The sequence below is a fragment of the Idiomarina sp. 28-8 genome (assembly GCF_000320945.2).
In the GTDB taxonomy this organism is placed as follows: domain Bacteria; phylum Pseudomonadota; class Gammaproteobacteria; order Enterobacterales; family Alteromonadaceae; genus Idiomarina; species Idiomarina loihiensis.
Genome location: NZ_DF266791.1, coordinates 123,362 through 146,041, shown reverse-complemented (window position 1 = coordinate 146,041; position 22,680 = coordinate 123,362). Strand labels below are relative to the sequence as shown.

At 46.8% G+C, this 22,680-nt stretch carries 26 protein-coding genes and 1 pseudogene; 17 read left to right on the top strand and 10 right to left on the bottom strand.

All coding sequences use genetic code 11. The features are described 5' to 3' along the window. Nucleotides 1-75: 75 nt before the first annotated feature. From RJ32_RS08630 to RJ32_RS08620, 3 genes are read right to left on the bottom strand one after another with little or no spacing between them, the layout of a single operon-like run. Nucleotides 76-732: a hypothetical protein gene (locus RJ32_RS08630; protein ID WP_011234740.1), complete on the bottom strand. Its 657-nt coding sequence runs from the start codon at nt 730-732 to the stop codon at nt 76-78. An 18-nt stretch (nt 733-750) separates the two neighbouring features. Continuing rightward, entirely contained in the window at nt 751-1,446 is a 696-nt protein-coding gene (locus tag RJ32_RS08625) for a GPP34 family phosphoprotein (RefSeq protein ID WP_011234739.1), read from the bottom strand. Between the two features lie 28 nt (nt 1,447-1,474). After that, on the bottom strand, nt 1,475-2,371 hold the full coding sequence (locus RJ32_RS08620) for a prolyl oligopeptidase family serine peptidase (protein WP_011234738.1): 897 nt from the start codon (nt 2,369-2,371) through the stop codon (nt 1,475-1,477). A 180-nt stretch (nt 2,372-2,551) separates the two neighbouring features. On the opposite strand from RJ32_RS08620, the pseudogene RJ32_RS15220 reads away from it, so the two are divergent. Further along, nucleotides 2,552-4,264 (top strand): annotated as a pseudogene (locus RJ32_RS15220) (putative bifunctional diguanylate cyclase/phosphodiesterase). Here RJ32_RS15220 and RJ32_RS08605 read toward each other — a convergent pair. Continuing rightward, nucleotides 4,256-5,374, bottom strand: coding sequence for a DEAD/DEAH box helicase (locus RJ32_RS08605; protein WP_011234737.1), 1,119 nt, complete (start codon nt 5,372-5,374; stop codon nt 4,256-4,258). The pseudogene RJ32_RS15220 and the gene RJ32_RS08605 overlap by 9 nt on opposite strands. A gap of 388 nt (nt 5,375-5,762) precedes the next feature. Here RJ32_RS08605 and RJ32_RS08600 point away from each other — a divergent pair, with 388 nt between their 5' ends. The 8 genes from RJ32_RS08600 (at nt 5,763) to RJ32_RS08575 (ending at nt 11,798) form a co-directional block, all read left to right on the top strand. Beyond that, nucleotides 5,763-6,062, top strand: coding sequence for a hypothetical protein (locus RJ32_RS08600; RefSeq protein ID WP_011234736.1), 300 nt, complete (start codon nt 5,763-5,765; stop codon nt 6,060-6,062). Nucleotides 6,063-6,179: 117 nt separating this feature from the next. Further along, on the top strand, nt 6,180-6,635 hold the full coding sequence (locus RJ32_RS08595; protein ID WP_011234735.1) for a hypothetical protein: 456 nt from the start codon (nt 6,180-6,182) through the stop codon (nt 6,633-6,635). Nucleotides 6,636-6,649: 14 nt separating this feature from the next. Continuing rightward, nucleotides 6,650-6,796, top strand: coding sequence for a hypothetical protein (locus tag RJ32_RS14880; protein ID WP_016341344.1), 147 nt, complete (start codon nt 6,650-6,652; stop codon nt 6,794-6,796). A 224-nt stretch (nt 6,797-7,020) separates the two neighbouring features. Then, nucleotides 7,021-7,638 (top strand): hypothetical protein, encoded by a 618-nt coding sequence (locus RJ32_RS08590; RefSeq protein WP_011234734.1) that lies wholly within the window; start codon nt 7,021-7,023, stop codon nt 7,636-7,638. A gap of 752 nt (nt 7,639-8,390) precedes the next feature. Then, on the top strand, nt 8,391-8,537 hold the full coding sequence (locus RJ32_RS14750) for a DUF3800 domain-containing protein (protein ID WP_016341343.1): 147 nt from the start codon (nt 8,391-8,393) through the stop codon (nt 8,535-8,537). 121 nt (nt 8,538-8,658) lie between these two features. Beyond that, nucleotides 8,659-9,906, top strand: coding sequence for an acyl-CoA dehydrogenase family protein (locus RJ32_RS08585; RefSeq protein WP_011234733.1), 1,248 nt, complete (start codon nt 8,659-8,661; stop codon nt 9,904-9,906). Beyond that, nucleotides 9,899-10,984, top strand: a complete 1,086-nt coding sequence (locus tag RJ32_RS08580) for a phosphotransferase family protein (protein ID WP_011234732.1) — start codon at nt 9,899-9,901, stop codon at nt 10,982-10,984. Before RJ32_RS08585 ends, RJ32_RS08580 begins: the two co-directional genes overlap by 8 nt. A 43-nt stretch (nt 10,985-11,027) precedes the next feature. Then, a complete protein-coding gene (locus tag RJ32_RS08575; RefSeq protein WP_011234731.1) occupies nt 11,028-11,798 on the top strand; it encodes an SDR family oxidoreductase in 771 nt (256 codons plus the stop codon). Between the two features lie 7 nt (nt 11,799-11,805). Here RJ32_RS08575 and RJ32_RS08570 read toward each other — a convergent pair whose 3' ends face one another. Then, nucleotides 11,806-12,264: a hypothetical protein gene (locus RJ32_RS08570; protein ID WP_011234730.1), complete on the bottom strand. Its 459-nt coding sequence runs from the start codon at nt 12,262-12,264 to the stop codon at nt 11,806-11,808. A gap of 76 nt (nt 12,265-12,340) precedes the next feature. On the opposite strand from RJ32_RS08570, the gene RJ32_RS08565 reads away from it, so the two are divergent. Genes RJ32_RS08565 through glnS form a run of 6 tightly spaced genes read left to right on the top strand, consistent with a single transcriptional unit; the run spans nt 12,341 to nt 17,229 of the window. Next, the gene (locus RJ32_RS08565) at nt 12,341-12,601 is read left to right on the top strand and encodes a hypothetical protein (RefSeq protein WP_011234729.1); all 261 of its coding nucleotides are present in this window, start codon (nt 12,341-12,343) and stop codon (nt 12,599-12,601) included. A 27-nt stretch (nt 12,602-12,628) separates the two neighbouring features. Continuing rightward, nucleotides 12,629-13,033 (top strand): hypothetical protein, encoded by a 405-nt coding sequence (locus RJ32_RS08560; protein WP_011234728.1) that lies wholly within the window; start codon nt 12,629-12,631, stop codon nt 13,031-13,033. Beyond that, on the top strand, nt 13,030-13,806 hold the full coding sequence (locus tag RJ32_RS08555; RefSeq protein ID WP_011234727.1) for a 5-oxoprolinase subunit PxpA: 777 nt from the start codon (nt 13,030-13,032) through the stop codon (nt 13,804-13,806). The genes RJ32_RS08560 and RJ32_RS08555 overlap by 4 nt, the downstream gene beginning before the upstream one ends. Nucleotides 13,807-13,831: 25 nt before the next feature. Then, nucleotides 13,832-14,545, top strand: coding sequence for a 5-oxoprolinase subunit PxpB (pxpB, locus tag RJ32_RS08550; protein ID WP_011234726.1), 714 nt, complete (start codon nt 13,832-13,834; stop codon nt 14,543-14,545). Next, nucleotides 14,542-15,495, top strand: coding sequence for a biotin-dependent carboxyltransferase family protein (locus RJ32_RS08545; RefSeq protein ID WP_011234725.1), 954 nt, complete (start codon nt 14,542-14,544; stop codon nt 15,493-15,495). The genes pxpB and RJ32_RS08545 overlap by 4 nt, the downstream gene beginning before the upstream one ends. A 48-nt stretch (nt 15,496-15,543) precedes the next feature. After that, entirely contained in the window at nt 15,544-17,229 is a 1,686-nt protein-coding gene (glnS, locus tag RJ32_RS08540) for a glutamine--tRNA ligase (RefSeq protein WP_011234724.1), read from the top strand. Here the strand turns inward: glnS and RJ32_RS08535 are convergent. The 5 genes from RJ32_RS08535 to RJ32_RS08515 form a co-directional block, all read right to left on the bottom strand. After that, nucleotides 17,216-18,253, bottom strand: a complete 1,038-nt coding sequence (locus RJ32_RS08535; protein WP_011234723.1) for a trans-acting enoyl reductase family protein — start codon at nt 18,251-18,253, stop codon at nt 17,216-17,218. The two genes, glnS and RJ32_RS08535, sit on opposite strands and share 14 nt — an antisense overlap. A gap of 4 nt (nt 18,254-18,257) precedes the next feature. Beyond that, a complete protein-coding gene (gene fur / locus RJ32_RS08530) occupies nt 18,258-18,704 on the bottom strand; it encodes a ferric iron uptake transcriptional regulator (RefSeq protein ID WP_034821232.1) in 447 nt (148 codons plus the stop codon). Nucleotides 18,705-18,749: 45 nt separating this feature from the next. Beyond that, nucleotides 18,750-19,283 (bottom strand): flavodoxin FldA, encoded by a 534-nt coding sequence (fldA, locus tag RJ32_RS08525; protein ID WP_011234721.1) that lies wholly within the window; start codon nt 19,281-19,283, stop codon nt 18,750-18,752. Between the two features lie 77 nt (nt 19,284-19,360). Beyond that, on the bottom strand, nt 19,361-19,576 hold the full coding sequence (locus RJ32_RS08520) for a DUF2788 domain-containing protein (protein WP_011234720.1): 216 nt from the start codon (nt 19,574-19,576) through the stop codon (nt 19,361-19,363). Nucleotides 19,577-19,676: 100 nt separating this feature from the next. Beyond that, complete coding sequence (locus RJ32_RS08515) at nt 19,677-20,453, bottom strand: alpha/beta fold hydrolase (protein WP_011234719.1); 777 nt, start codon at nt 20,451-20,453, stop codon at nt 19,677-19,679. A 106-nt stretch (nt 20,454-20,559) separates the two neighbouring features. On the opposite strand from RJ32_RS08515, the gene RJ32_RS08510 reads away from it, so the two are divergent. Both RJ32_RS08510 and pgm read left to right on the top strand, forming a co-directional pair. Then, complete coding sequence (locus RJ32_RS08510; RefSeq protein ID WP_011234718.1) at nt 20,560-21,042, top strand: replication initiation negative regulator SeqA; 483 nt, start codon at nt 20,560-20,562, stop codon at nt 21,040-21,042. Continuing rightward, complete coding sequence (gene pgm / locus RJ32_RS08505) at nt 21,042-22,679, top strand: phosphoglucomutase (alpha-D-glucose-1,6-bisphosphate-dependent) (protein WP_011234717.1); 1,638 nt, start codon at nt 21,042-21,044, stop codon at nt 22,677-22,679. The genes RJ32_RS08510 and pgm overlap by 1 nt, the downstream gene beginning before the upstream one ends. Nucleotide 22,680: the final 1 nt, after the last annotated feature.

The window sequence follows — 22,680 nt, the reverse complement described above, 5'->3', positions numbered from 1 at the left end:
ATGGCTTTAACTGAGGAGTCTAAATTCATGTGAGTTAAGTTCCCTTTAATAATTTAATTATTCAATATTACAAGCTTAATTACCCTGCAAAGTCATTACTTCATCAAAGCGCAACTCGCCAGATATGACTTTTGAGTTACGTTTTAAAGCATTGACGATAGCATCTCCCCAGCGTTCGTTGGTGCGTTTAGACAATGCGATTAGTATCTCATTAGGCGTGTTGGGGTTAGCTGCCAGAGTTAAGTCGGTGCCGATCTGGCCTTCTTTGTTGTATAAGGACACCAGCGTATCAACAGGCGTTGATGGATTACCCGCCACTCTGTTGTCCAGTTCGTAGCCATAGTCTATATCGGCTTTTGCAAGTTCGGTTAACCTGTGCGAAGAAGTTGTTGGATCAGCCGCAGCGATTAAAGCACTATTTAATTGCATGGCGGTATAAGTGGTGTTAGTCGCATAGCCGACAAATAAAAAAATCAATGCGGCGGTGATAACGGATTTAAACCGATGCCCTTGCGCGAGTGCTCGCATAAAATGAAAAATCGCAATCGATAAAAATAACCAGAGCACAACGTTAATGATGAGCGAGTAAACGGTGACAATGCCACCTTGTGCGTCAGGTACAATCTCGGTAACACGGGTTTGAGCTGTGTAAGTAGTGAAGGCAATGGCAAAGCTTATAAATATAGCAATTAAGCCAGCCTTCCATTGTTTGAGTTTCTTAAGAAGTATCATGTAAGTTCCTTTTAACAGTTAACATCCCCCGGAAGTTGGCGCTGACGCTGCTGTTATGGCAGGCATAATCACAGCAACCATAACCGCCGCTTCAATGGCCTGGACGGCTTCCTTGGCGGCTTTAGACACAAGTTCACCATTTTCCAGCTGCTTAATGCGTTGTTTGCGGTCTTTCAGCTCTTGCTTACTGAACACCTGTGGCAGTAGCTTGGCGCTATTGGCTAAGGCAACGGCAATAGCAATTTTCGGTTCAATATCTTCGCTATCACTGAGTACTGCATCACGCATGGCCTGACGCAATTCCTGCTCTGGCTTAGGATTAACCTCCGGGTAAACCTGGCGTTCGAATAACCACAATACTTTTTCTTTTTCATGCGCCACAATGTCATCATCAGCAAGAGCTTGTGCAACTTTATGTTTAAGATTTTTAATACCGCCTAGTTTTTGTACCCAGTCCTTGAGTTTACGCGGACGCTTCGCTTCAGCAATCATCGTTAAGGCTTCATCTAACAATGCATCGCCAGTAGGGCTGTCATCGAGCACTGCAACTTTGTTTTTATTATTTTCATCAGCCTTAATTCGGCCGAGCATTAAAAGTTCAGCAGCTATAGCTCCGGCGGTGGCATACTCCACGTACATGCCGTTCATGGTGCCCTTTTCCTCGCACAATGCGAGCAGCATAATGGCTTCGTAGAGTTTTAAATTATCTGGCATGACGTACCTGTCTTTTTAGGTTTCTCTATCATTTAGTATTGATGATATTAGATACACCCTCAACAACATTTTTTAGTTGGGATTGACCATTTGAATCTTGAAAACCGTGATCAAGTCCCGGCAGCATCTTTAGTGTTATATGTTTAGCGCCATCGGAAATAATTTTATTTATTTCTTGTCTCGTTTGCTCAGGGTCGACACTTGTATCTTCCAGTGACTGTATTATAAATACCGGAGCATCAATCGTCTTGAGAGGCTTGAGTAGGTCTCGTTCTAATGCATCTTTCCAAAATGCGTAACCGTGTCCACTGACGTTGACCTGAAAAGGCTCCTTACTTTGTTTAATTTGGTCCGCAAATTGTCTAAAACCTTGTAAGGCCTGATTACGTTGGCCTTCTGGCACCGTCTGTTTAATGCTGAATTCGATATCATGCTGAAAACTGGAAGAACCCGAGTTTAACGCTAGTACAGAATGCAAGCCCGAAACTCGTTCGGCTGCAGCTAGAGCTATAGAGCCCCCTTCGCTGCCACCAGCGACTATGACTTTGTCATAGGAGTTCTTAAAAGCGTCGATGAGTTGAACCCCGTCATTAATTCGCTGCGTCATTGTGTCGTGTTGAAGGTATTTGGTAGGGCAGTCATCTCGCTCTCCAGAGGCATAGGGTAGGCTATCATCAATGCCATACTTCTCAATCGTCAACAGAGCGGAATTAGGAGCTAGAGTTTGCCAAATAGTCGTAACTGACGTCATGTGACGAACGCTGTTACAGTCTGATCCCTGAAAAATCACCAGCAGGTTATCAGCAGCGGCGTTATCTAAGTAATATCGAATTTCTGTGCCATCATCACGCAGGTATTTTTCGCCGGCTATGGCTGGAGAGGTGCTTAAGACTACTAAAATTGAAATCAGGAAAGCGGTTTTCATTATTTTAAATTGTTATCGAGTAAGAATTCTTAGTGGAAAACATTTGAATAAAGTTCCATTTACCTTCCGCTTAAGAAAATTGATCGTCAAACAACCTTTATTTAACAATATTATCAATTATCTTCTATGCTTAATGTAAGTTCGACGTCTCACCGATAAATTAAGCAACGGCTAATTTTTATGACGAATAACCGCGACAAGCAAATTAGCGAAGCACGGTTCCATAAGCTCTTCGATGATACACAAGCTATGTCTATTCAAGGCTATCGCGTGGATGGCTCGGTCGTCTATTGGAATGCCGCTTCAGAAAGAATATACGGTTATTCCACCAGCGAAGCGCTTGGGCGCAGCCTTTTTGACTTAATTATCCCTCATGAGATGCGCGACGAAGTAAAGCAAGCCGTTGCCTGGATGTTTGACAACGAAGAGGGTATTCCACCAGCGCGATTGAACCTCAAACATAAAGACGGCTCCACGGTGCCTGTTTACTCAAGCCATACCGTCGTTTCACTGCCGAATGACGAGCCTATTATGTTCTGTATGGATGCGGATATGCGTTCATTAGAAATGGCTGAAGCAGAAGTTCAGCGCCTATCTTATTATGACTCACTAACTGGGTTACCCAACCGTCGTTTAATACTGGAGCGAATAACCAGTGCTATGCGCAACACCAGCAGTGACACCTCCGCTGCTGCGTTGCTTATCGTTGATATTGAGAAGTTTCACAGTATTAACGATAGTCTGGGCTACAGTGTTGGTGACAGGGTCCTGGTAAGTTGCGCTGAATCTTTGCAGCAATTTAGTTCTTCTCCAGATGACCTGGCTCGTCTTGGTAAGGATGAGTTTGCTCTTGTTTTACCTTGCTCGACATCCTCACTCGATGCTGTTGCAGCAGAGGCCGAACTAATGGCAACTCAAATTCTTCAAAAATTAAAAGCGCCATTAATTCTTGATGGACGGTCGCACCAACTCAATGCCTGCATTGGTATTACGTTGTTTCATTGCCCCGGAACATTATCCGGAGACGAATTGCTGCGCCAGGCGGATATCGCACTCAAAATGGCGAAACGCTCCAATACAACCGATATCAGTTTCTTCGACTCACAGATGGAGTCATCGGTTAAAAAGCGCTTAGAAATATCACAGGCGCTAAATCACGCTGTCGACAATGACGAACTGGCTCTGGCGCTGCAACCGCAAGTCGATCAGAATCAGAACATTACTGGCTTTGAAGCGCTTCTTCGTTGGCATCATCCTAAGTTTAAGACACTCTCGCCCAATGACTTTATTCCTATTGCCGAAGCGAATGACAGTATTATCGCGCTGGGTGACTGAGTCTTAGAAAAGAGCTGCCAACTACTGGTGAAATGGGACGCTGAAAAGAGCAGTGAAAGCTTTAACATATCTGTCAATGTTAGCCCGGTTCAGTTTCGTCGGGGGGACTTTGTTCAGCGCGTGAAAAATATCCTCAAAACCACCGGGGCAAACCCCAAGTGTTTATGCCTTGAACTGACAGAGAGTCTCATAGCCGACGATATTGATTTTATTGTTGAGCAAATGGCCAGTCTGCGTGAACTGGGCGTGTCGATTTCACTCGACGACTTTGGCACTGGCTATGCGTCTCTAGCCTATCTTACACGGCTGCCGCTTGATGAACTCAAAGTTGACCGAGCTTTTGTGCGTGACTTAGATGGACACAGTAAAGGGGCGTTATTAACCGAAACTATTATTAGCTTAGGTCGTAGCATGAACCTTACCGTCATTGCAGAGGGTGTGGAAACGGAGCAACAGTTCAAGCGTTTGCAGAATATGGGGTGCGAGCATTTCCAGGGGTACTTCTTTGGTAAGCCCTCTACAGGTGTTGAGCATTATTTACCAAGCAAGTCACTCTAATTTACACTGCTCAATCGTCTCGCCTATAAGCTCCTCAATAGCTTTGAGTGCTGCAACGTCCTCGTCTGTAACTAACGATATAGCATGACCCGTTTGGCCGGCGCGACCTGTGCGACCAATGCGGTGTATGTAGTCTTCCGCGACGTGGGGGAGGTCGTAGTTAATCACGTACGGCAGCTTTTCAATATCAATGCCGCGTGAGGCTATGTCAGTGGCGATAAGCATCTGCACTTTGGCACTTTTAAAGTCAGCCAACGCTTTAGTACGGGCGCCCTGACTTTTAGCGCTGTGAATAGCGGCGGCTGAGAAGCCGGCTTTATCCAACTGCTTAACTAACCGGTTAGCGCCTTGTTTGGTGCGTGAAAACACAAGTACTTGGGGTAGGTCGAGGCTTTTCAGTAGTTTTAATAACAGCCCCAGCTTTTGGCTTTTTTGTACCTCATACAAAGTTTGTTCAATAGGCTCGGCAGTTGCGTTGGGTAGTGCCACCGAAATTTCGACCGGGCTTTTCAGTAAGCCTTTAGCCAGCGCACGAATGTCGTCAGAAAAGGTTGCCGAGAACAGTAGCGTTTGGCGTTTAGCCGGCAGTAACTTAATAATGTTCTTAATGTCGTGAATAAAGCCCATGTCGAGCATGCGGTCGGCTTCATCCAGTACCAGCACTTCTAACTTAGGAAAGCGAACCGCGTTTTGTTTGTATAAGTCCAGCAGGCGGCCAGGTGTGGCCACCAGAATATCCACGCCTTTGCGAAGCTTCATCATTTGCGGATTAATTTTTACACCACCAAACGCCACCGCGTAATTCAATGGCAGACCCGCGCTTAAGTTCGCAACGTTTTCACCGACCTGAGCCGCCAACTCGCGAGTGGGCGTTAAAATAAGCACACGCGCTGTATTTGCCTTGGCACGCTCATTACTTTTCAGAAGTTCTAAAAGAGGTGCGGTAAAGGCCGTTGTCTTTCCCGTACCCGTTTGCGCCGCGGCCATGACATCCTTCCCCGCCAGCACCAATGGAATAGCTTCCGCCTGAATGGGGGTAGATTCGCTGTACCCCTGACGTGATAGGGCAGTAAGGGTTTCAGGGGAAAGTGCGAGATCAGAAAAGTTCATGTAATTGTGTGCAGTTTGGTGTTTAGGGTGTGTATTGTACGTTAGATCCGGGTTATTTGGTACGATTCCGCCGCTTATGACTGGCTGGTTGATTCAGTTGCCTGCGCACATTCTTCGGTGATGTTGCACGGTTTAGCATTGCTTTATGAAACTAACTCTTTTATCTTCAGTTATATAACAAAAAATTAAAGTATGATATTGCGCATTAGGTTGAACGAAAGTGAGCATGCTCGAATAGTTTTTCGGGAAAGTTTGAATTAATGGTGAAAATAGTAGTTATTATCAGTTGTTTAAGACGGTTAGGAGTGCTGTTTTTGGGCGTTACAAAATGCGTCTGCAACATATATAATTGTTAGCTGATTAGTGCAACCGTTCAAAAGGAATATAAATGCAAGATGCCACTTTAAAATCGATTACAGCCACAGTTCAAAATGGTGTTGCAAAAGCAGATGGGAAATTTTGGATTACTGAAACTGATATTCATTTTTCCCCATATAATAAAGGTTATGGGCTTGGGCCTCTTAAAATTGAAAGGAGCTCAATTTCAAAAGTAGAAAAATGCTCAGGTAAAGGTGCGGGTATTCTGCCTATAACATCTGATGCAATCAAAGTTTCATTACTTGATGGCAGTACATTCCAATTCATAGTGTCAAATCCTAACGAGTTAGTTGTACTCCTGAGCAAATAATCAGCTAACAAGGCGCTTAAAACGCAACCCGCGGGGCGGGTTGCTGGGACAAAAACACAATGCCGCTTCGCGATTATGGCATTGTATTTTTGCCCTTTAGCTAGTAGTTAAATGTCTATGATCGATCATGATAAATTTCGGGCTTTGGTCAAGCAGCTCTACGCCACGGTCAACGAATTGGAGGCCATGTTCCCCGGCAGGCACTTTACCCCGGATGGTCATATGGTTGGCAGTTTGGGTGAATGTCTTGTGGCCGATGCGTACGATCTTAAGCTGAAGGCAGCGTCCAATAAAGGCTATGACGCTCTTACTGAAACCGGCGTGGAGGTTGAAATCAAAGCTACGCAATCCAGCTCTGTTGCATTCCGCAGCCAGCCTCAGCACGCAATTATCATCAAAATTTTGCGTGACGGTACGTTTGAGGAAATTTATAACGGGCCTGGAATCCTTGTATGGGAGCAATTCAGAGGTAAACGGCTACCGAGTAATGGCCAGTTTCAAATCTCTCTCAACAAACTTCGGCAACTCAATCAAACTTTGGCTCCAGCAAGCCGTGTGCCTAGAGCCATGTAATAAAGGGAAAGGTCGTGCGAAAAGAAGACATTAATAACGAGTTGAAAGATATTGCATTTGATTTCTTCTACTGGTTTTCGCGGTTTGAGTTTGCCCTAAAAAGGAACAAATTCCTAAAACGGGATGGTGCAGGAGATATTGCTGAGCCAGGATGGGAGTAATTTATTGAACAGAACAAACGAACCTTTTAACACACGGATGAATCGAAAAAGCTGTTAGAGCTAACCCCCAAACTGCAGAAAATCGGGGTAAACTCAGACCTTGAATGGAGAAGTATGGGTTTAACTGCCAGGGGCGGTCAAAGTCTAAGCAACGCTTTTTAAAAGCTATTTGCTAGGGTGCTATAAGAATCGTGATGCAAACTTCAACAAATAGGTGATAAAAAATGCAATGGCTTGTTTTTACAGTTTTTTTAGTTTTGCTATTTTACCTTTCGTCTGGAGTTAGCGAAGCGGTTAATAGTGAATGGTTTCCTTTAGTTTGTTTAATTGGAGTAGCAGCGGCGATCCTTATAGCCTACGGTTCTATAAGGCAAAGGTTAATCAAGTTTTGGCCATTCTCAGTGGGGAATGAGTTTTCAGCTTTTTTGGGATTACTGCTTGCCGCTGGCCTAATTAGTGGAAACGCCAATTATAATACGTTGACTTCACTTGCTTCCTTAATGGTATCGAGCATGCTGATATCCACATTTTTAGCTTTGACTAAAGCAAATATATATCGCCGAAACCAGTTTTATATTTCCAAGTTAAATGACTGGAAAGTAGTGTTCTGGTCTGATGATGAGAAAAGTGAGGACTCTACTCGAATACCGGAAAAAACGGGGCTTACATTCACTGAACTAAAACGTATTGCTGGTGAGGAGAGAAACTTCGTTGCATCTAGTATTATGAGGGGAGGGAAAAGTTGCAATATCACTATTATTGTTGATGAAAATTTAAACTTAATTCGTATTCTAAAAGGTGGGAAAGTTTCCGAATTCACTTCAATTGGAAAGCTTATGTAAGATAACTCTTAAGAATGAATGAGTTTATAGGTTGAGCTTTCTCTATTTAGTGTTGTAAAGCTTCGCCTTTTCGTCGCATATCCCGAGCTTACAGCGCCCTCCAAAAACACATTACGCGTTTTAGCCCCCTGATTATCCCACCAACACTTTCAAGTCTCCTGTGCTGTTAACTATTCGCTGGTAGCGGGCATTATGGACTTGTCCTACGGTAGCAGTTACCAAAAGAACAGGGGGCTTTGGAACCTGTTTTTAGCGGACGATGAAATGGGCACTAGCTTAACAACTTTGGAATACCCACCTACTTGTACCTAGACTGAAAGGCGGCTTCCAATGCACGGCTGACTTTTACTACTCCACATTGTGCCAGTTGCGATTATTTCCATTCTATTTGTTGTTGTAGGAGTATCGTTTCGCACGAAATCGCTGAAGGCCTTTTCTCTTTGGCTGTCGAAGTGAATTTTACGTGCGGCTGCATCGGCAAAGTTTGTAATGGTTTCTTATCAAAAAGTGAAAGGCTTATGTGGCGCGAGTTAGGGCTGCCTATAAAGGGGGAACCAAGTATCTAAATGCTAAATTATCCTTGCAATATCGGGCTGCTTTTTCTACAGTTTTTGCGCGGTTGGAAACAACTAAGATTGGCGGGCTGCCTTATTGCGGTGCGCTGAGCGTTAGCTCTTTCCCCCGCCTCTTCCTTTTTTATCCCCCTAAATTTAAATATAATCCTTTAAATTATTGATATTTAAGGATTAACCATGTTTTTACTTTATGCAGATGAATCTGGAACTCCAGGCGGGGCTGATCAAGAGCATTTTATCCTGGCCGGTGTCACTGTGTTTGAACGAAAAGCACACTGGCTTTCTCTAGCACTGGATAAAATTGCAGCTCAATTCAAGCGTTAGCTACTAAGTTTAAGATGGAGTAACCCAGCCAAAACTGCCTCTCGTTTTATCCCAACTCTGGTTGTACCACCAACACTTTCACGTCTACAATGCTGTTAACTATTCGTTGGGAGCGGGCATTATGGACTTTTCCTACAGTGCGAAAACAAAGGACTATTTGGCGCGGCTTGACGCCTTTATGCGCGAGCATATTGAGCCGTATGAAAACCAGTATCAGAAAGAGAATTATCGGCTGAACAGCACGCCGCATTGGCGCGAGTGGCAGGTGCCGCCACGGGTGGCGGAACTAAAGCAGTTAGCGAAAGAGCAAGGGCTTTGGAACTTTTTTTTGCCGGACAACGAACTGGGTGCTGGCTTAACGACACTGGAATATGCACCACTGGCCGAGCGCATGGGTCGAAGCTTGTTAGCGCCCGAGGTATTCAACTGCAACGCGCCCGACACGGGTAACATGGAAGTGCTGTATCACTTTGGCGATGACCCGCAGCAAGAGCAGTGGTTAACGCCGCTTTTAAACGGCGATATCCGCTCGGTGTTTTGTATGACAGAGCCCGATGTCGCCTCCTCCGACGCCACCAATATGCAAACCACCATTAAAGCTGACGGCTCCGACTGGGTCATAAACGGTCGTAAGTGGTGGAGTACTGGTTTGGGTCATCCGGACGCTGAGATTGCCATTGTTATGGGTCTGACCGACGAGGACGCCGACAAACATCATCGCCATTCCATGGTATTGTTGCCGTTAAACACGCCGGGCGTGAATATTGAACGTATGTTACCTGCTCTGGGCGAGTACGATGCCCCTTATGGCCATGGCGAGGTGGTGTTCGATAACGTGCGCGTACCGAAAGAGAACATTATTGTTGGCCCTGGTGCCGGTTTTAAAATTGCGCAGGGGCGTTTAGGCCCGGGGCGCATTCACCATTGCATGCGCGCTATTGGCGCGGCTGAACGTGCGTTGGAGCTTTTCATTGAGCGTGGTGTATCGCGCATTGCCTTTGGCGAGCCATTAATGAAGCTTGGCGGCAACACCGAGCGTTTAGCTGACTTGCGCGTAGCCATTGATCAGGCAAGGTTACTGACACTGCACGCGGCGTGGCAAATCGACAACGTTGGTGCCATGAAAGCCATTAAAGAAATATCGGCCATTAAGCTGGTGGCACCCAATGTGCTGCAGCGGGTGGTGGATGAAACCATGCAGTTGTTCGGTGGTGCTTCTATGTGTCATGACACGCCACTGCCGGGCTTATTAACCGTTGCGCGTTCGCTGCGCATTGCCGATGGACCCGACGCGGTGCACCGCGCGACTATTGCAAAAACAGAGTTGAAACAAAGAGAAAAACAATTGAAAGGGCGCTCTAATGACTGATCCATCATCCGCCGTAGTCGATCAGGCGAGTGACGTACGCGAAGAAGAAACTTTGCCCGTAGAGGCATTAGATAATTGGCTGGCGGAGCACATTGGTGACGAGCTACCCGAAGACCGCGGTACTTTGCGCATTACCCAATATACCGGTGGCGTGTCGAACTGGACTTACCGTTTAGATTACAACGGCCTGGCACTGGTGCTGCGTCGACCACCAGACGGCACAAAAGCCAAGTCAGCCCATGATATGGGACGTGAGTTCCGTCTGCAAAAACGCCTGAGACCGGCGTTTCCTCATGTGCCCCGAATGCTGGCATATTGCCGTGACGAGTCGGTTATTGGTGCTGAGTTTTATGTGATGGAGCACGTGACCGGCATTATTCCGCGGAGGCGTTTTCCTAAAGGACTGGAGTTAAGTTCTGAGCAGGCGCGGCAGTTATGCACGAACGCGTTGGATAAACTGATAAAGCTGCACCAGGTGGATTTAGACAGCACCGGACTACGCAAAATAGCCAAAGGTAAAGGTTACACCGAACGTCAGGTAAATGGCTGGTGTGGCCGTTATGAAAAAGCAAAGACCTGGAATGTATTCGGCGCGGGTTCGGTTATGCGTTGGCTTAAAGAGAACCAGCCGCCAAGCGAGAAAATTTGTCTGGTTCACAACGACTTTCGCTTAGACAACCTGATACTTAACCCAGATGACCCAACCGACATTATCGGTATTCTGGACTGGGAGCTGGCGACCCTAGGCAATCCGTTAATGGATCTAGGCAATTCGCTGGCTTATTGGATTGAAGCAGGCGATGACAAAGTGGCGCGTGCGACCAAACGCCAGCCGAGCGACTACCCGGGCATGTTAACTCGCAAAGAAATTATTGATTATTACTGTGAGCGCACTGGCACTAAGGTAGAAGACTTTGCCTTTTACGAAGTGTTTGGTTTATTCCGCTTGGCGGTTATAGCTCAGCAAATTTATTATCGGTACCACCATAAGCAAACCACCAATAAAGCCTTTAAGAACTTCTGGTTTTTGGTGAACTACTTGCTGTGGCGTTGCCGTCGTCGTATTGCCAAAGCCTAAAAAATACGAGTAAAAAGACAATAACAATAAAGAGAGCTCAATAATGTCTCAACAACGGAAGACCATTTTAATTACCGGAGCCAGTTCTGGTCTGGGGCAAGGTATGGCTCGCGAGTTTGCCGCTCAGGGTAAAGACCTATGCCTGTGTGCACGTCGGCTAGACCGGCTGGAAGCCTTAAAAACCGAACTGGAAGAAAAGCATTCTGGCATAACGGTCAGCATTAAAACCTTGGATGTAAATGCCCACGAGGACGTGTTCCGAGTGTTTCAGGAGTTTAAGCAAGAGCAGGGGCAAGTTGACCGCTTTATTATTAATGCGGGCATGGGTAAAGGCGCAGCGCTTGGCACTGGCTACTTTGAAGCAAACAAAGCAACAGCTGAAACGAACTTCGTAGCCGCACTGGCACAATGTGAAGCGGCTATGGAAATTCTCCGCGAACAAAAGCAGGGGCACCTGGTGACTATTTCGTCCATGAGTGCTTTCCGCGGTATGCCGCGGGCTATGACGGTTTATGCAGCAACTAAAGCAGGTTTGGCCTCGCTAACCGAGGGCATTCGTGCAGACTTAATGAAAACCTACGGCAGCAACAGCCCAATAAAAGTCTCGACTATTTACCCGGGCTATATTCGTTCGGAAATTAACGAGAAGGTGAAAAACACACCTTTTATGGTGGACACCGAAACCGGCTGTCGCTTATTGGCAAAAGCCATTAATAAAGAGCCAGTGAAAGCGTATGTCCCTTACTGGCCCTGGGCATTAATGGCGTTTTTAATGAAACGACTGCCACTGAAATGGGTGTTAAAGCTGGCTTAGCTTTCGGTTATTCACCAGAGTCAGAGCACACGGCGTCGCCACGGGTAGACACCTGCACCGACAGAGATTGGCTGACGCCTTGTGCATCGTTAAACAGAAATACCGGCTCGACTAAAAACATGTCACCACGCTTGCCGTCGTGGTTTATTTCCAGTCGCTGATCAGCCAGTTCCAGTTTAATGCAGCCGTCGTGTTCTGTGGTCATAATGCGCTGCCATTTATCCGGTTGTGGTTCGTGCAGCCAAATTTCGTGGCCCTGCCAACTTTGTTTTTCACCCCGTTCGCACCAGTAACTATGAACCTCCAGCGCGCCGTCTTCACTGGTTTCCAGTTGACGTATGTCGCATTCATCTTCATGCGGTAACTCCGGCTCCATGGCGGTGTACTGGTACACAACAACGCTGACAAAAATAACAAGAAGTGTGACGGCCGAAGCGCCTAACCAGATAAGAATTTGCTTTAACATATGGCTCCAGAACCTGATACAGTATAAGTTCTTAGTATAAAGACAATAATTATAAGAACAATGATTTGGGGGAAGTATGTGGCAACGTGTTTTGGCATTACTGATTCTTATTGTGGGCTTGCTTCTGGCCGTTCTGGGTGTGGTCAGTGACAACGATACTCCTGTTAGGTTAACCGGCGCGGTTCTTATGTTAATTGGTATTATCTGGCTGTATAAGCAGCCGACTTTAAAGTCGCTTAACCGCACGGACAAACCCATTTTGAAATGGTATCAGTCTCCCATTCTCTGGATACCGATTATTGCGGTCATTCTTTTTGTGATTAGTCTGTTTATGTAAGCAGAGACTCAGTTAGGAATTAAATTAATGAATATAGCAAAACGAATTGTTATTTTGGCCGGCGCGGTGGGTCTGTTCTTTTATACCGCAGAGCAGGAAGAGCTGATTACGCTAATTGCGAACTTTAATCTGAGTTGGTACAAACTGGGTGTTCCTGTTGCCTGGGGCTTAGTTATTGGCGGGCTTTGCGCGCTGTTAAAATTTCGCTGGCTGCTGTCCTGGATGGCACCTGTTACCTTAGTTGCCAGCGCAATAACGACTATGGGCCTCACTGGTGCAGCAGCGGTATTTGTGAAACATCAACTGGTGGTGCTTTGCTTGCCGCCGTTACAACTCGCCGCCGTAGGTGTTGGTCTGTATTTATTTGCCGTGGGTCTGGTTAAGCTAATGGGAGACATTGAAGCCAGAAAATCGGAAAAAGGTGAGGAATGAGTCGTAAAAGTAGCCAGAGAATTACATTAAACAGCGATATTGGTGAAAGTTTCGGTGCCTGGAAAATGGGCGCCGATGACTTAATTATGCCGCACATCGACTGCGCTAATGTAGCTTGTGGTTTTCATGCGTCAGACCCGTTAACTATGCTGAAAACAGTCAAGTTAGCCAAACATCATGACGTGACAATAGGCGCGCATCCTGCGTACCCCGATCTCGTTGGTTTCGGCCGACGTCATATGGCATTAAAACCTGATGAAGTCACCGCTTTAATTCAATATCAGGTGGGGGCGTTACAGGGCATTTGTTCCGGCCAGAAAACCGAAGTGAAATATGTGAAGCCACACGGCGCACTTTATAACGACATGTTAAGCGACGGTCAGCAATTCGATGCTGTTTGTCAGGCCATTGCCGCTTTGCAGGACGACAGACATGAACCCTTGCCCTTGATGGTTATGGCAACTCCCGAAAATGACGCCTGGCGCCACCGCGCGCAGCAATTTGGTGTTGAATTATGGTTTGAAGGTTTTGCCGACCGCGCTTATGACGATAATGGTCAGTTGCGCTCGCGGAGCAACCCCGACGCTGTGCACGGTGATGTTGAAGCTATGTATGCTCAGGCAGAGGCTTTCGCGACAGGTCGCGCTATTGAGAGCGTGTCGGGCAAATCGCTACAAATTGAAATTGATTCTCTTTGTGTTCACGGGGATAACCCCAAAGCGATAGAAACCGTAGAGAAGCTGCGGAGTATTGTCCGGCAAGCTAACGAATAAACTCAGGAATGACTAAAGTTCAGTTATGAAAGAAGAGTCTGATTTTCCAAAATTCGTTTCAGCCGGCGCCGATGCCGTTATAGTCTATTTAGGCGAGGGCATTAGCGTGTCAGTTAACCAGCGTGTTCTGGCTGCGGTTAAGGCAGTAAAGGAGCAACTGTCTGATGTTGTGCTGGATTTAGTGCCGTCCTATAACTCCTTAATGGTTTACTACAACGTGCTGAGCATTGACGAGCCCGAAATACGTGAACGCTTGCGTAAAGCTTTAGCTGACCTCAGCTCTGATACTAACGAGCTGAGTGGCAAGCTGCATCGCATTCCGGTTCTTTATGATGAAAGTGTCGGGCCTGACCTTGCCCGCATTGCTGACATGAACAACTGCTCTGTGGATGATGTAATAAAAACACACACCGAGCAAACGTACCGCGTGCACGCCATGGGTTTTGCGCCGGGCTTTGCTTATTTAGGTGAAGTAAGTGAGAAGATCAGAACGCCTCGTTTAGATAACCCCAGAAAACGCATTACCGCAGGCAGTGTTGCCGTTGCTGAAAATCAGACCGCGGTTTATCCGTCAGCATCGCCCGGAGGCTGGAATATTATTGGCCGTACTTCCACCCAGCTATATGATCCGTCATCGGGGACTATCAGCCCGCTGAACGTAGGTGATGAAGTCGAGTTTTACGCGGTAAGTAAAGAGCAGTTTATTGAAGAAGGCGGCGACACGGAGGCCTTGTCATGATGCGTATTATTGAGCCGGGTATGCGCTCAGCCGTTCAGGATTTTGGGCGCTTTGGGTATTTGTCGAAAGGCCTGACCCGTGGTGGCCCTATGGATGAACACGCGTTTTTATGGGCTAATCGGTTGCTGAGTAACCATTTTAATGCCGCTCAAATAGAAATTACCCTGGGTGGCTTTGAGGTAGAATTTGACCGAGACTGCCAGTGTGCTGTGACCGGTGCTGACGTTCAATTGACGCTGGACGACGAGGTGTTAAATACCTGGCAAAACTTTAAAGTGCGCGCGGGTCAACGCCTGAAAATGGGGTACGCCAGTGCTGGTGTCAGAGCCTATTTAGCGGTGCAGGGTGGTTTTCAGGTGGAACCTAAGTGGGGCAGTTGTGCAACCGTTACTCGCGACTCAGTCGGCGGCCTGCACGGTGATGGCTCGTTTTTAAAAGCGGGTGACGAACTGAGTTTTAATGAGCAGAATTATCAGGTATCGCGGCGCGTGGGCTGGGCCTACAGATCCGACTATCAGAAAACTCCGGTTATTGGCTTAATACCGGGCTTTCAGTACGACGCCTTTCCCATGTCTGCAAGAGAAGCTTTCTGCTACGAAGATTACGAAGTGACTAAAGACAGCGACCGCATGGGCATTCGCTTGTCCGGTAAAGCGTTGGAATATAACGGTGAGGGTTTGGTGTCTGAAGGCGTGAATGTGGGGTCTGTACAGGTGCCTGCAAATGGCCAGCCTATTATTATGATGAACGATCGCCAGACCTTAGGCGGCTACCCGAAACTGGGCACCATTAACCCGTTCGATTTAGGTCGGCTGGCACAATGCCAGCCGGGGCAGACCGTTCGTTTTACCCGCATTGAGGGTAAAGTTGCACAGCAGCAATTGCGCCGTTTTTATCAGTTTTTTAATGTTCGCTTAGCTTGTCAGGCTGACGATAACCTGCGATCATAGCCGCTTCATATTATCCGGTGTTGATTTTGTAGCGGAGACAAAAGGTTCATGGCAGATACTGACTCTCGTCCCAGTAATTTTATTCGTCAAATCATTGATAAAGATTTGGCCAGTGGTAAGCACGCAACTGTACACACCCGTTTTCCTCCGGAGCCGAATGGTTACCTGCATATTGGCCATGCCAAATCGATAGTGCTGAACTTCGGTATTGCCGAAGACTACAACGGCACCTGTAACCTGCGTTTTGATGATACCAACCCACTGAAAGAAAAAGTGGACTATGTGAACTCCATTAAAAAAGACGTGGAATGGCTGGGGTATCACTGGGAAGGCGAGCCGCGTTATTCCTCTAATTACTTTGATCAGCTACACGGGTTTGCGGTTGAGCTGATTGAAAAAGGCCTGGCCTACGTTGATTTCAGTTCGCAGGATAAAATGCGCGAAATGCGCGGTACTCTGAAAGAGCCGGGCGTAAACAGCCCTTACCGTGATACTTCTGTGGAAGAGAACTTAAAGCACTTTGCTGACATGACAGCAGGTAAGCACGAAGAAGGCACCGCCGCATTACGGGCAAAAATTGATATGAGCTCGCCGTTTATGTGTATGCGCGATCCGGTAATTTACCGTGTGCGTTTTGTACACCATCACCAGACTGGTGATAAATGGTGCGTTTACCCAATGTACGACTTCACCCACTGCATTTCGGATGCGCTGGAAGGCATTACACATTCATTGTGTACGCTGGAGTTCCAGGATAACCGTCGTTTGTATGACTGGGTGCTGGATAACATCAGCATTGACTGCCATCCACAGCAAATTGAATTCTCGCGCCTGAATCTGCAATACACGGTAATGAGTAAACGCATTATTAATACGTTGGTAGATGAGAATAAAGTAAGCGGCTGGGATGACCCGCGTATTGCCAGCATTGCTGGTTTGCGTCGCCGTGGTTATACACCAGATTCAGTTCGTGAGTTCTGCCGCCGTATTGGTGTGACCAAAATGGATAACCAGGTAGAAATGAGCATGCTGGAAGCCTGCATTCGTGATGACCTGAACGTCAATGCACCACGCGCTATGGCGGTGATGGATCCGGTTAAAATTGTTATTGAAAACTACCCTGAAGGCGAACAGGAACTGCTGGATGCGCCAAACCACCCGAATGACCCGGAAATGGGCTCGCGTCAGGTGACTTTTAGTCGTGAAATCTGGATTGAACGGGAAGACTTCCGTGAGTCGGCTAATAAGAAGTTCAAGCGTCTGGTGCTGGATAAAGAAGTGCGTTTGCGTAATGCCTATGTTATTCGTGCAGACCGGATAGAAACCGACGATAACGGCGAGATCCAGACTATTTACTGTCATTACGACGCTGACACTCTGGGTAAAGACCCGGCAGACGGTCGTAAGGTGAAGGGCGTTATTCACTGGGTGTCTGCAGAAACTGCAAAAGCAGCAGAATTCCGTGTGTATGATCGCTTATTCCAGGTGCCTAACCCGGCAGCCGAGGAAGACTTGTTCTCAACCCTGAATCCGGAGTCTTTGGTTATTAAGAAAGGCTTTGTGGAAGCTAACTTAGCGAGTGCGAAACTGGGCGAGAACTTCCAGTTTGAACGTCTGGGCTACTATTGTCTGGATCAGGATGCTGAGACTGAAGGCCGTTTAATATTCAACCAGACCGTTGGTTTACGTGACAGCTGGGCGAAAATAGAACAGGAACAAACTACTGGATCTTAAACTGGTCCAGTAGCTTAGCGCCGTATAAACGTGAGGGGGGGTAAAAGCCCCCTGACTGCTTCTGGCTTAAGGTATGAATGGCTATCTCAACAGCTCCTTCGGCAGTTAGCGAATAGCCGTTTTTCACTTTAACCCGCATACTTTTCTTATTGCCTTTGGCATCGCTGATTTCACCCCAAACGTAAGTGGGGTTATTCTTCCGTTCTTTTTCTTCAGGGCCAGCAGGCTGTGATTCGAGCTTTTTCTTCAGTTTAGCCTGAACCCATTTCCACTTAAATACCCAACGGAACCAGTTCATCCGGCGCATTTTCTTCACTAAGCGTGGGCTGGCCGGTATGTACACTTCAATATTGGGTATTTCCGTGGTGTAGTAGGCGGTAGAGACATCGCCCCAGGGAATGGTCATGGCATATTTTTCGCCATTACCAAAATCTATCCAGCGAGAATGCCATGCGTGAGGGACATCGGTAATTTGTCCTTTAATACGAGCGGCGCCACCACGACCTAAACGTTCTATGCTGGTTCTGGCAGTGCCACGACTCATGCGTGAACCTGAATCAAAGCCTAAGGCCAAGTGTGTAGCTTCCGGCATCTGCGCATTGAGTCGCGCGGCAATACAATCGGTTGGAATAACATCGAACCCAACGCCCGGGCATAAAACAATACCGGCTTCACGCGCGGTTTTGTGCATAGAGTGAGCGTATTCAAATACGTCTATCTCGCCGGTAATGTCTAAATAGTGGGTTTTGGTATCAATACAGGCTTGAATAAGGGGAATTGCGGTCTGGCTGAATGGGCCTGCGCAATTAACGACTAAGTCTACGTCTTCTAACTGCTTTTGAACTTCATCAATACTGTCGAGCGAGAAGACCTTGTATTGAAAGTCTAAGTGACGTGCTACTGGCTCAAGGGCGTTTTCGTTACGGCCGGCTAAAATAGGTTGGTAACCGCGTTTTTTAGCCTGATGGGCAATAAGTTTGCCTGAATAACCGTATGCACCGTAAATGAGCCAGCGCAGTGCCATATTATTACTCTGCCTCAGCGGCAGTTTTGTATTCGCAGCCTTCGCCACGCTGACATTCACCGTAAAGGTACAAACTGTGGTTAGTCAGTTTAATTTTATTTGCTGCGGCTACTTTTTCCTGACGCTCTTCGATTACGTCATCTTCAAATTCAAAAACGTGGCCACAGGTTAAACACACCAGATGATCGTGGTGGTGCTTTGCACTCAACTCAAATACCGAACGCCCACCTTCAAAGTGGTGGCGAGTAATAATACCAGCGTCATCAAACTGGTTTAGTACCCGGTAAACGGTAGCCAGGCCAATTTCATCTTTTTGTTCCAGCAGAATTTTATAGACATCTTCGGCACTGATGTGTTGGTTATCTGGTTTTTTCAAAATCTCCAGAATCTTCATCCGTGGGGAAGTGACTTTTAGTCCTGCTTTTTTCAGCTGTTCGTCGTTACTCGCCATAATAATTAGTATCTCAGTTAAACATGTATAACAGCATACCCTGTATTAGCTGTCACTTGCCAGTTCTGCCAGACACATTTCTTCATAAACTTGCTGGCACCATTTGCTAACGCGTTCTTTGGTTAACTCTGGCTGACGGTCTTCATCTATGCCCAAACCGACAAAGTGTGTGTCGTCGGCCATACCTTTAGAGGCTTCAAAATTGTAGCTCTCGGTAGGCCAGTGTCCGACAATAATGCCACCACGAGCTTCCACAATGTCGCGAACCATGCCCATGGCATCAAGAAAGTATTCAGCGTAATCTTCCTGATCACCACAGCCAAAAATGGCAATGAGCTTGTCCGTAAAATCGATTTCTTCCAGTTCGGGGAAAAAGTCATCCCAATCGCACTGAGCTTCGCCGTAATACCACGTCGGAATACCGAACAATAGTAAGTCGTAATTGGCAATATCTTCTTTACTGGATTTGGCGATGTCTTTTACATCAACGAGCTTTTTACCAAGCTCTTTCTGAATCATCTGTGCGACGGCTTCGGTGTTACCGGTGTCGCTTCCAAAGAAAATTCCAACAGTTGCCATAAGTCAATTTTCACCTGATTATACGAATAAACAGTACTGAACGGGTTGCCATTCAGCGGCGTAAATTATCAATTGGGTTAAACTCCGGATTCCCAGAGCACCTGAATAATACCTTTAGCGATAAAGCCAAAACAGCCAAGAAAGAGCACCATCCAGACAATAACCTGGCCAAATTTGGGCACTGCAGAACGTTTTAACACGTCCCGAATGGCTAAGCCTATTAGTAAGAATAGTATGCCCAGCGTAAAATTGGTGGCCAGAACTTCAATTTGTTCGTAATACTCAGCTAACATACTGCTTAACCTCGCTGGTACTTAACCTAAGAATGCTTAATGCGGTCTTGACTGTTTTTTACGGCGCTTAGATTACCATAAAGCACGGCTGGTGGCGAGATTACTGCGCTATAAACTCAATGACCAGGCGGTTAAATATTCTTGGTTTCTCGGCATGTAGCCAGTGGCCTGCACCTTCAATAACTTTTACCGAGGCATTGCTAAATCGGGCTGCCACGTCTTGTTGATGCTTTTCTGTGAGGTAGTTTGAGCTACCTCCTTTTATAAAAAGCACCGGACCGTCGTATTGGCCTTTGCTGACAGCCGCTGAAATTTGCTGATAATTTTCTCTTAGCGCTTTTAGGTTAAGCCGCCATTGGTAACCGTCGTCAGTTTTTTTCAGGTTTTTCAGCAGAAACTGGCGTATACCTTTTTCTGAAATTGTCTCGGCTAACTGTTTGTCGGCGTCGCCGCGGCTTTTTACCTGGTCTATGTCCAGGTTAGAAAGAGCGTCTAATATGCTGTCGTGGGTACCGTCGTAAGCGGCGGGTGAAATATCGGCAAATATCGCCGCTTGAATTCGTTCAGGGGCTTTTATGCAAGTTTCCATTGCTATTTTGCCCCCCATAGAATGACCCACTAAATAAAACTGTTTCAGGTTCAGCGAGTCAGCCAGTTTGATAATGTCCTCTGCCATGTCCGGGTAAGTCATGCTGTCGCTGTGAAACGATTCACCATGATTACGGGCGTCGGGCAAAATGCAGTAGTAGTTTTCTGACAGTTCACGGGCAAGACTTTTTAAATTGTCTTTATCGCCAAACAGGCCGTGAATAATGATGATAGCCGGATTGCTATCCGTACCTAATGTTTCGTGATTCAACAATGAAGAGTCTGCCATCGAACTGCCTTTAGTGATAAACTTTGGTCTATATTTTCAAGGCTTTGTCGGGGTGTTGCAAGTGACAAAGCGCAACCTTTCAATTTTTAGAGGTAGAAAGTCAACAATGAAGCGGATTGACATTGACGATGACTTATACACGTACATTGCAAGCCACACCAGGCAAATAGGCGAGAGCGCATCGGATATTCTGCGTCGTTTGCTGGACGTGAATAGCAGTGAACCTGAAGCCGACAGCAAAAGCGAACCCACTGAGTCGGTTTTTAACCGTTTGAATGAGCAGGATGTGCGTATTCAGAAAAGCGTAGTAGCGCGCTTTCTGTATATTTTAAGCATGTTGTACCGCTGCCACCCGAGCGAATTTTCGCAAGTGCTGGATATTCGCGGTCGTGATCGTCAATATTTTGCCCGCTCAGAAGAAGCTTTACTGACATCGGGGAACAGCACGAACCCGAAGCAGATTCCGGACTCTCCATTTTGGGTAATTACCAATACCAATACGACTAAGAAAAAAGCCATGCTGACTCAGGTAGCAGAAAAACTGGGTTATCAATCGGCTGATGCAGAAAAAATTAGGGACTTTTTATAATGGCGGATCACGAGCGAGCAGGCCAGTTGGCGCAGGCCAGCGACTTGACCAATATAGCGCAATTGACCAGTGCGTATTATGTTTATGAGCCGGACCCACGCAAAGCGGCTGAAAAAGTCAGTTTTGGTACCTCGGGTCATCGAGGCAGTTCATTGAAGCGTTCCTTTAATGAAGCGCATATTCTGGCTATTGCTCAGGCTATTTGTGCTTATCGCGAGGAGCAGGGCATTACCGGACCTATTATGGTGGCTAAAGACACTCATGCGCTGTCTGAGTCTGCTTACATTAGTGCGTTAGATGTTTTTATTGGCAATGGCGTAGAGGTTCAGGTTCAGACTGAGCATGACTACACACCAACTCCGGTTTTAAGCCGCGCGATTATTGAGTGGAACCGTGAGAACACAGCTAAAGCCGATGGCGTGGTGATTACACCCTCGCATAACCCACCAGAAGATGGCGGTTTTAAATACAACCCGTCACATGGTGGTCCGGCAGACTCTGACGTGACCCGAACCATAGAGAAATACGCAAACGCGTTACTGTCTTCAGGACTTGTCGGCGTGAATACCTGTGAGAGTGAAGACGTATTACAGCACCCGAAACTAACCTTTGTTGATTGGCGCACGCAGTATATTAGCCAGCTTGATGACTGCATTGATATGTCGGCTATTCAGGATGCGAAACTGAGACTGGCGGTTGATGCCATGGGTGGCTCGGGCGCTAAGTACTGGACGCAAATTGCAGAGCATTACAACTTATCGATTGAGGTTCGTAATGCCGTGGTCGACCCGACATTCTCTTTTATGCCGTTGGATAAAGACGGAAAGATTAGAATGGATTGCTCGTCGCCTTTTGCCATGGCCAGCTTGCTCGAGCTGAAAGACAATTACGATTTGGCTTTTGGTAACGACCCGGACTATGACCGTCACGGCATAGTGACTCCGACACACGGTTTACTGAATCCGAATCATTATTTGTCTGTGGCAATAGATTACTTATGTAAGAACCGCGACTGGGATAGCAGTATTGCTATTGGAAAAACTCTAGTGTCCAGTGCCATGATTGACCGCGTGGTGGGCGCAAACGAGCGACCATTGATGGAAGTACCGGTGGGTTTTAAATGGTTTGCTAAAGGGTTGTTTGAACGTTCAATTGCGTTTGCCGGTGAAGAAAGTGCCGGTGCTACTTTACTTGACCGTAAAGGCAATACCTGGACGACCGATAAAGACGGCATTGTCATGGCACTGCTGGCGGCTGAAATACTGACGAAAACCGGTAAAAACCCCGGCCAGTATTACGATGACTTATGCCAGCAACATGGTACGGCTTATTATCGTCGCGTTGATACGGCTTCCAGTGTGCAAAAGAATGCGCGCTTTAAAGACATTCGTGCCTACAAAGTAAAGCTGCCTGAACTGGCGGGTGACAGTGTGTCTGATATTTCTACCAAAGCGGCAGGGAATGACGCCCAGTTTGGTGGGATAAAAGTGACTACTGATAACGGCTGGTTTGCTGCCAGACCTTCAGGCACAGAGCCTGTTTATAAAATTTACGCAGAAAGCTTTGTCAGCGAGCAACATCTGGATGACATTCTGGAGCAGGCCACCACCTGGGTGAATGACCTGCTGTCAGACTAAG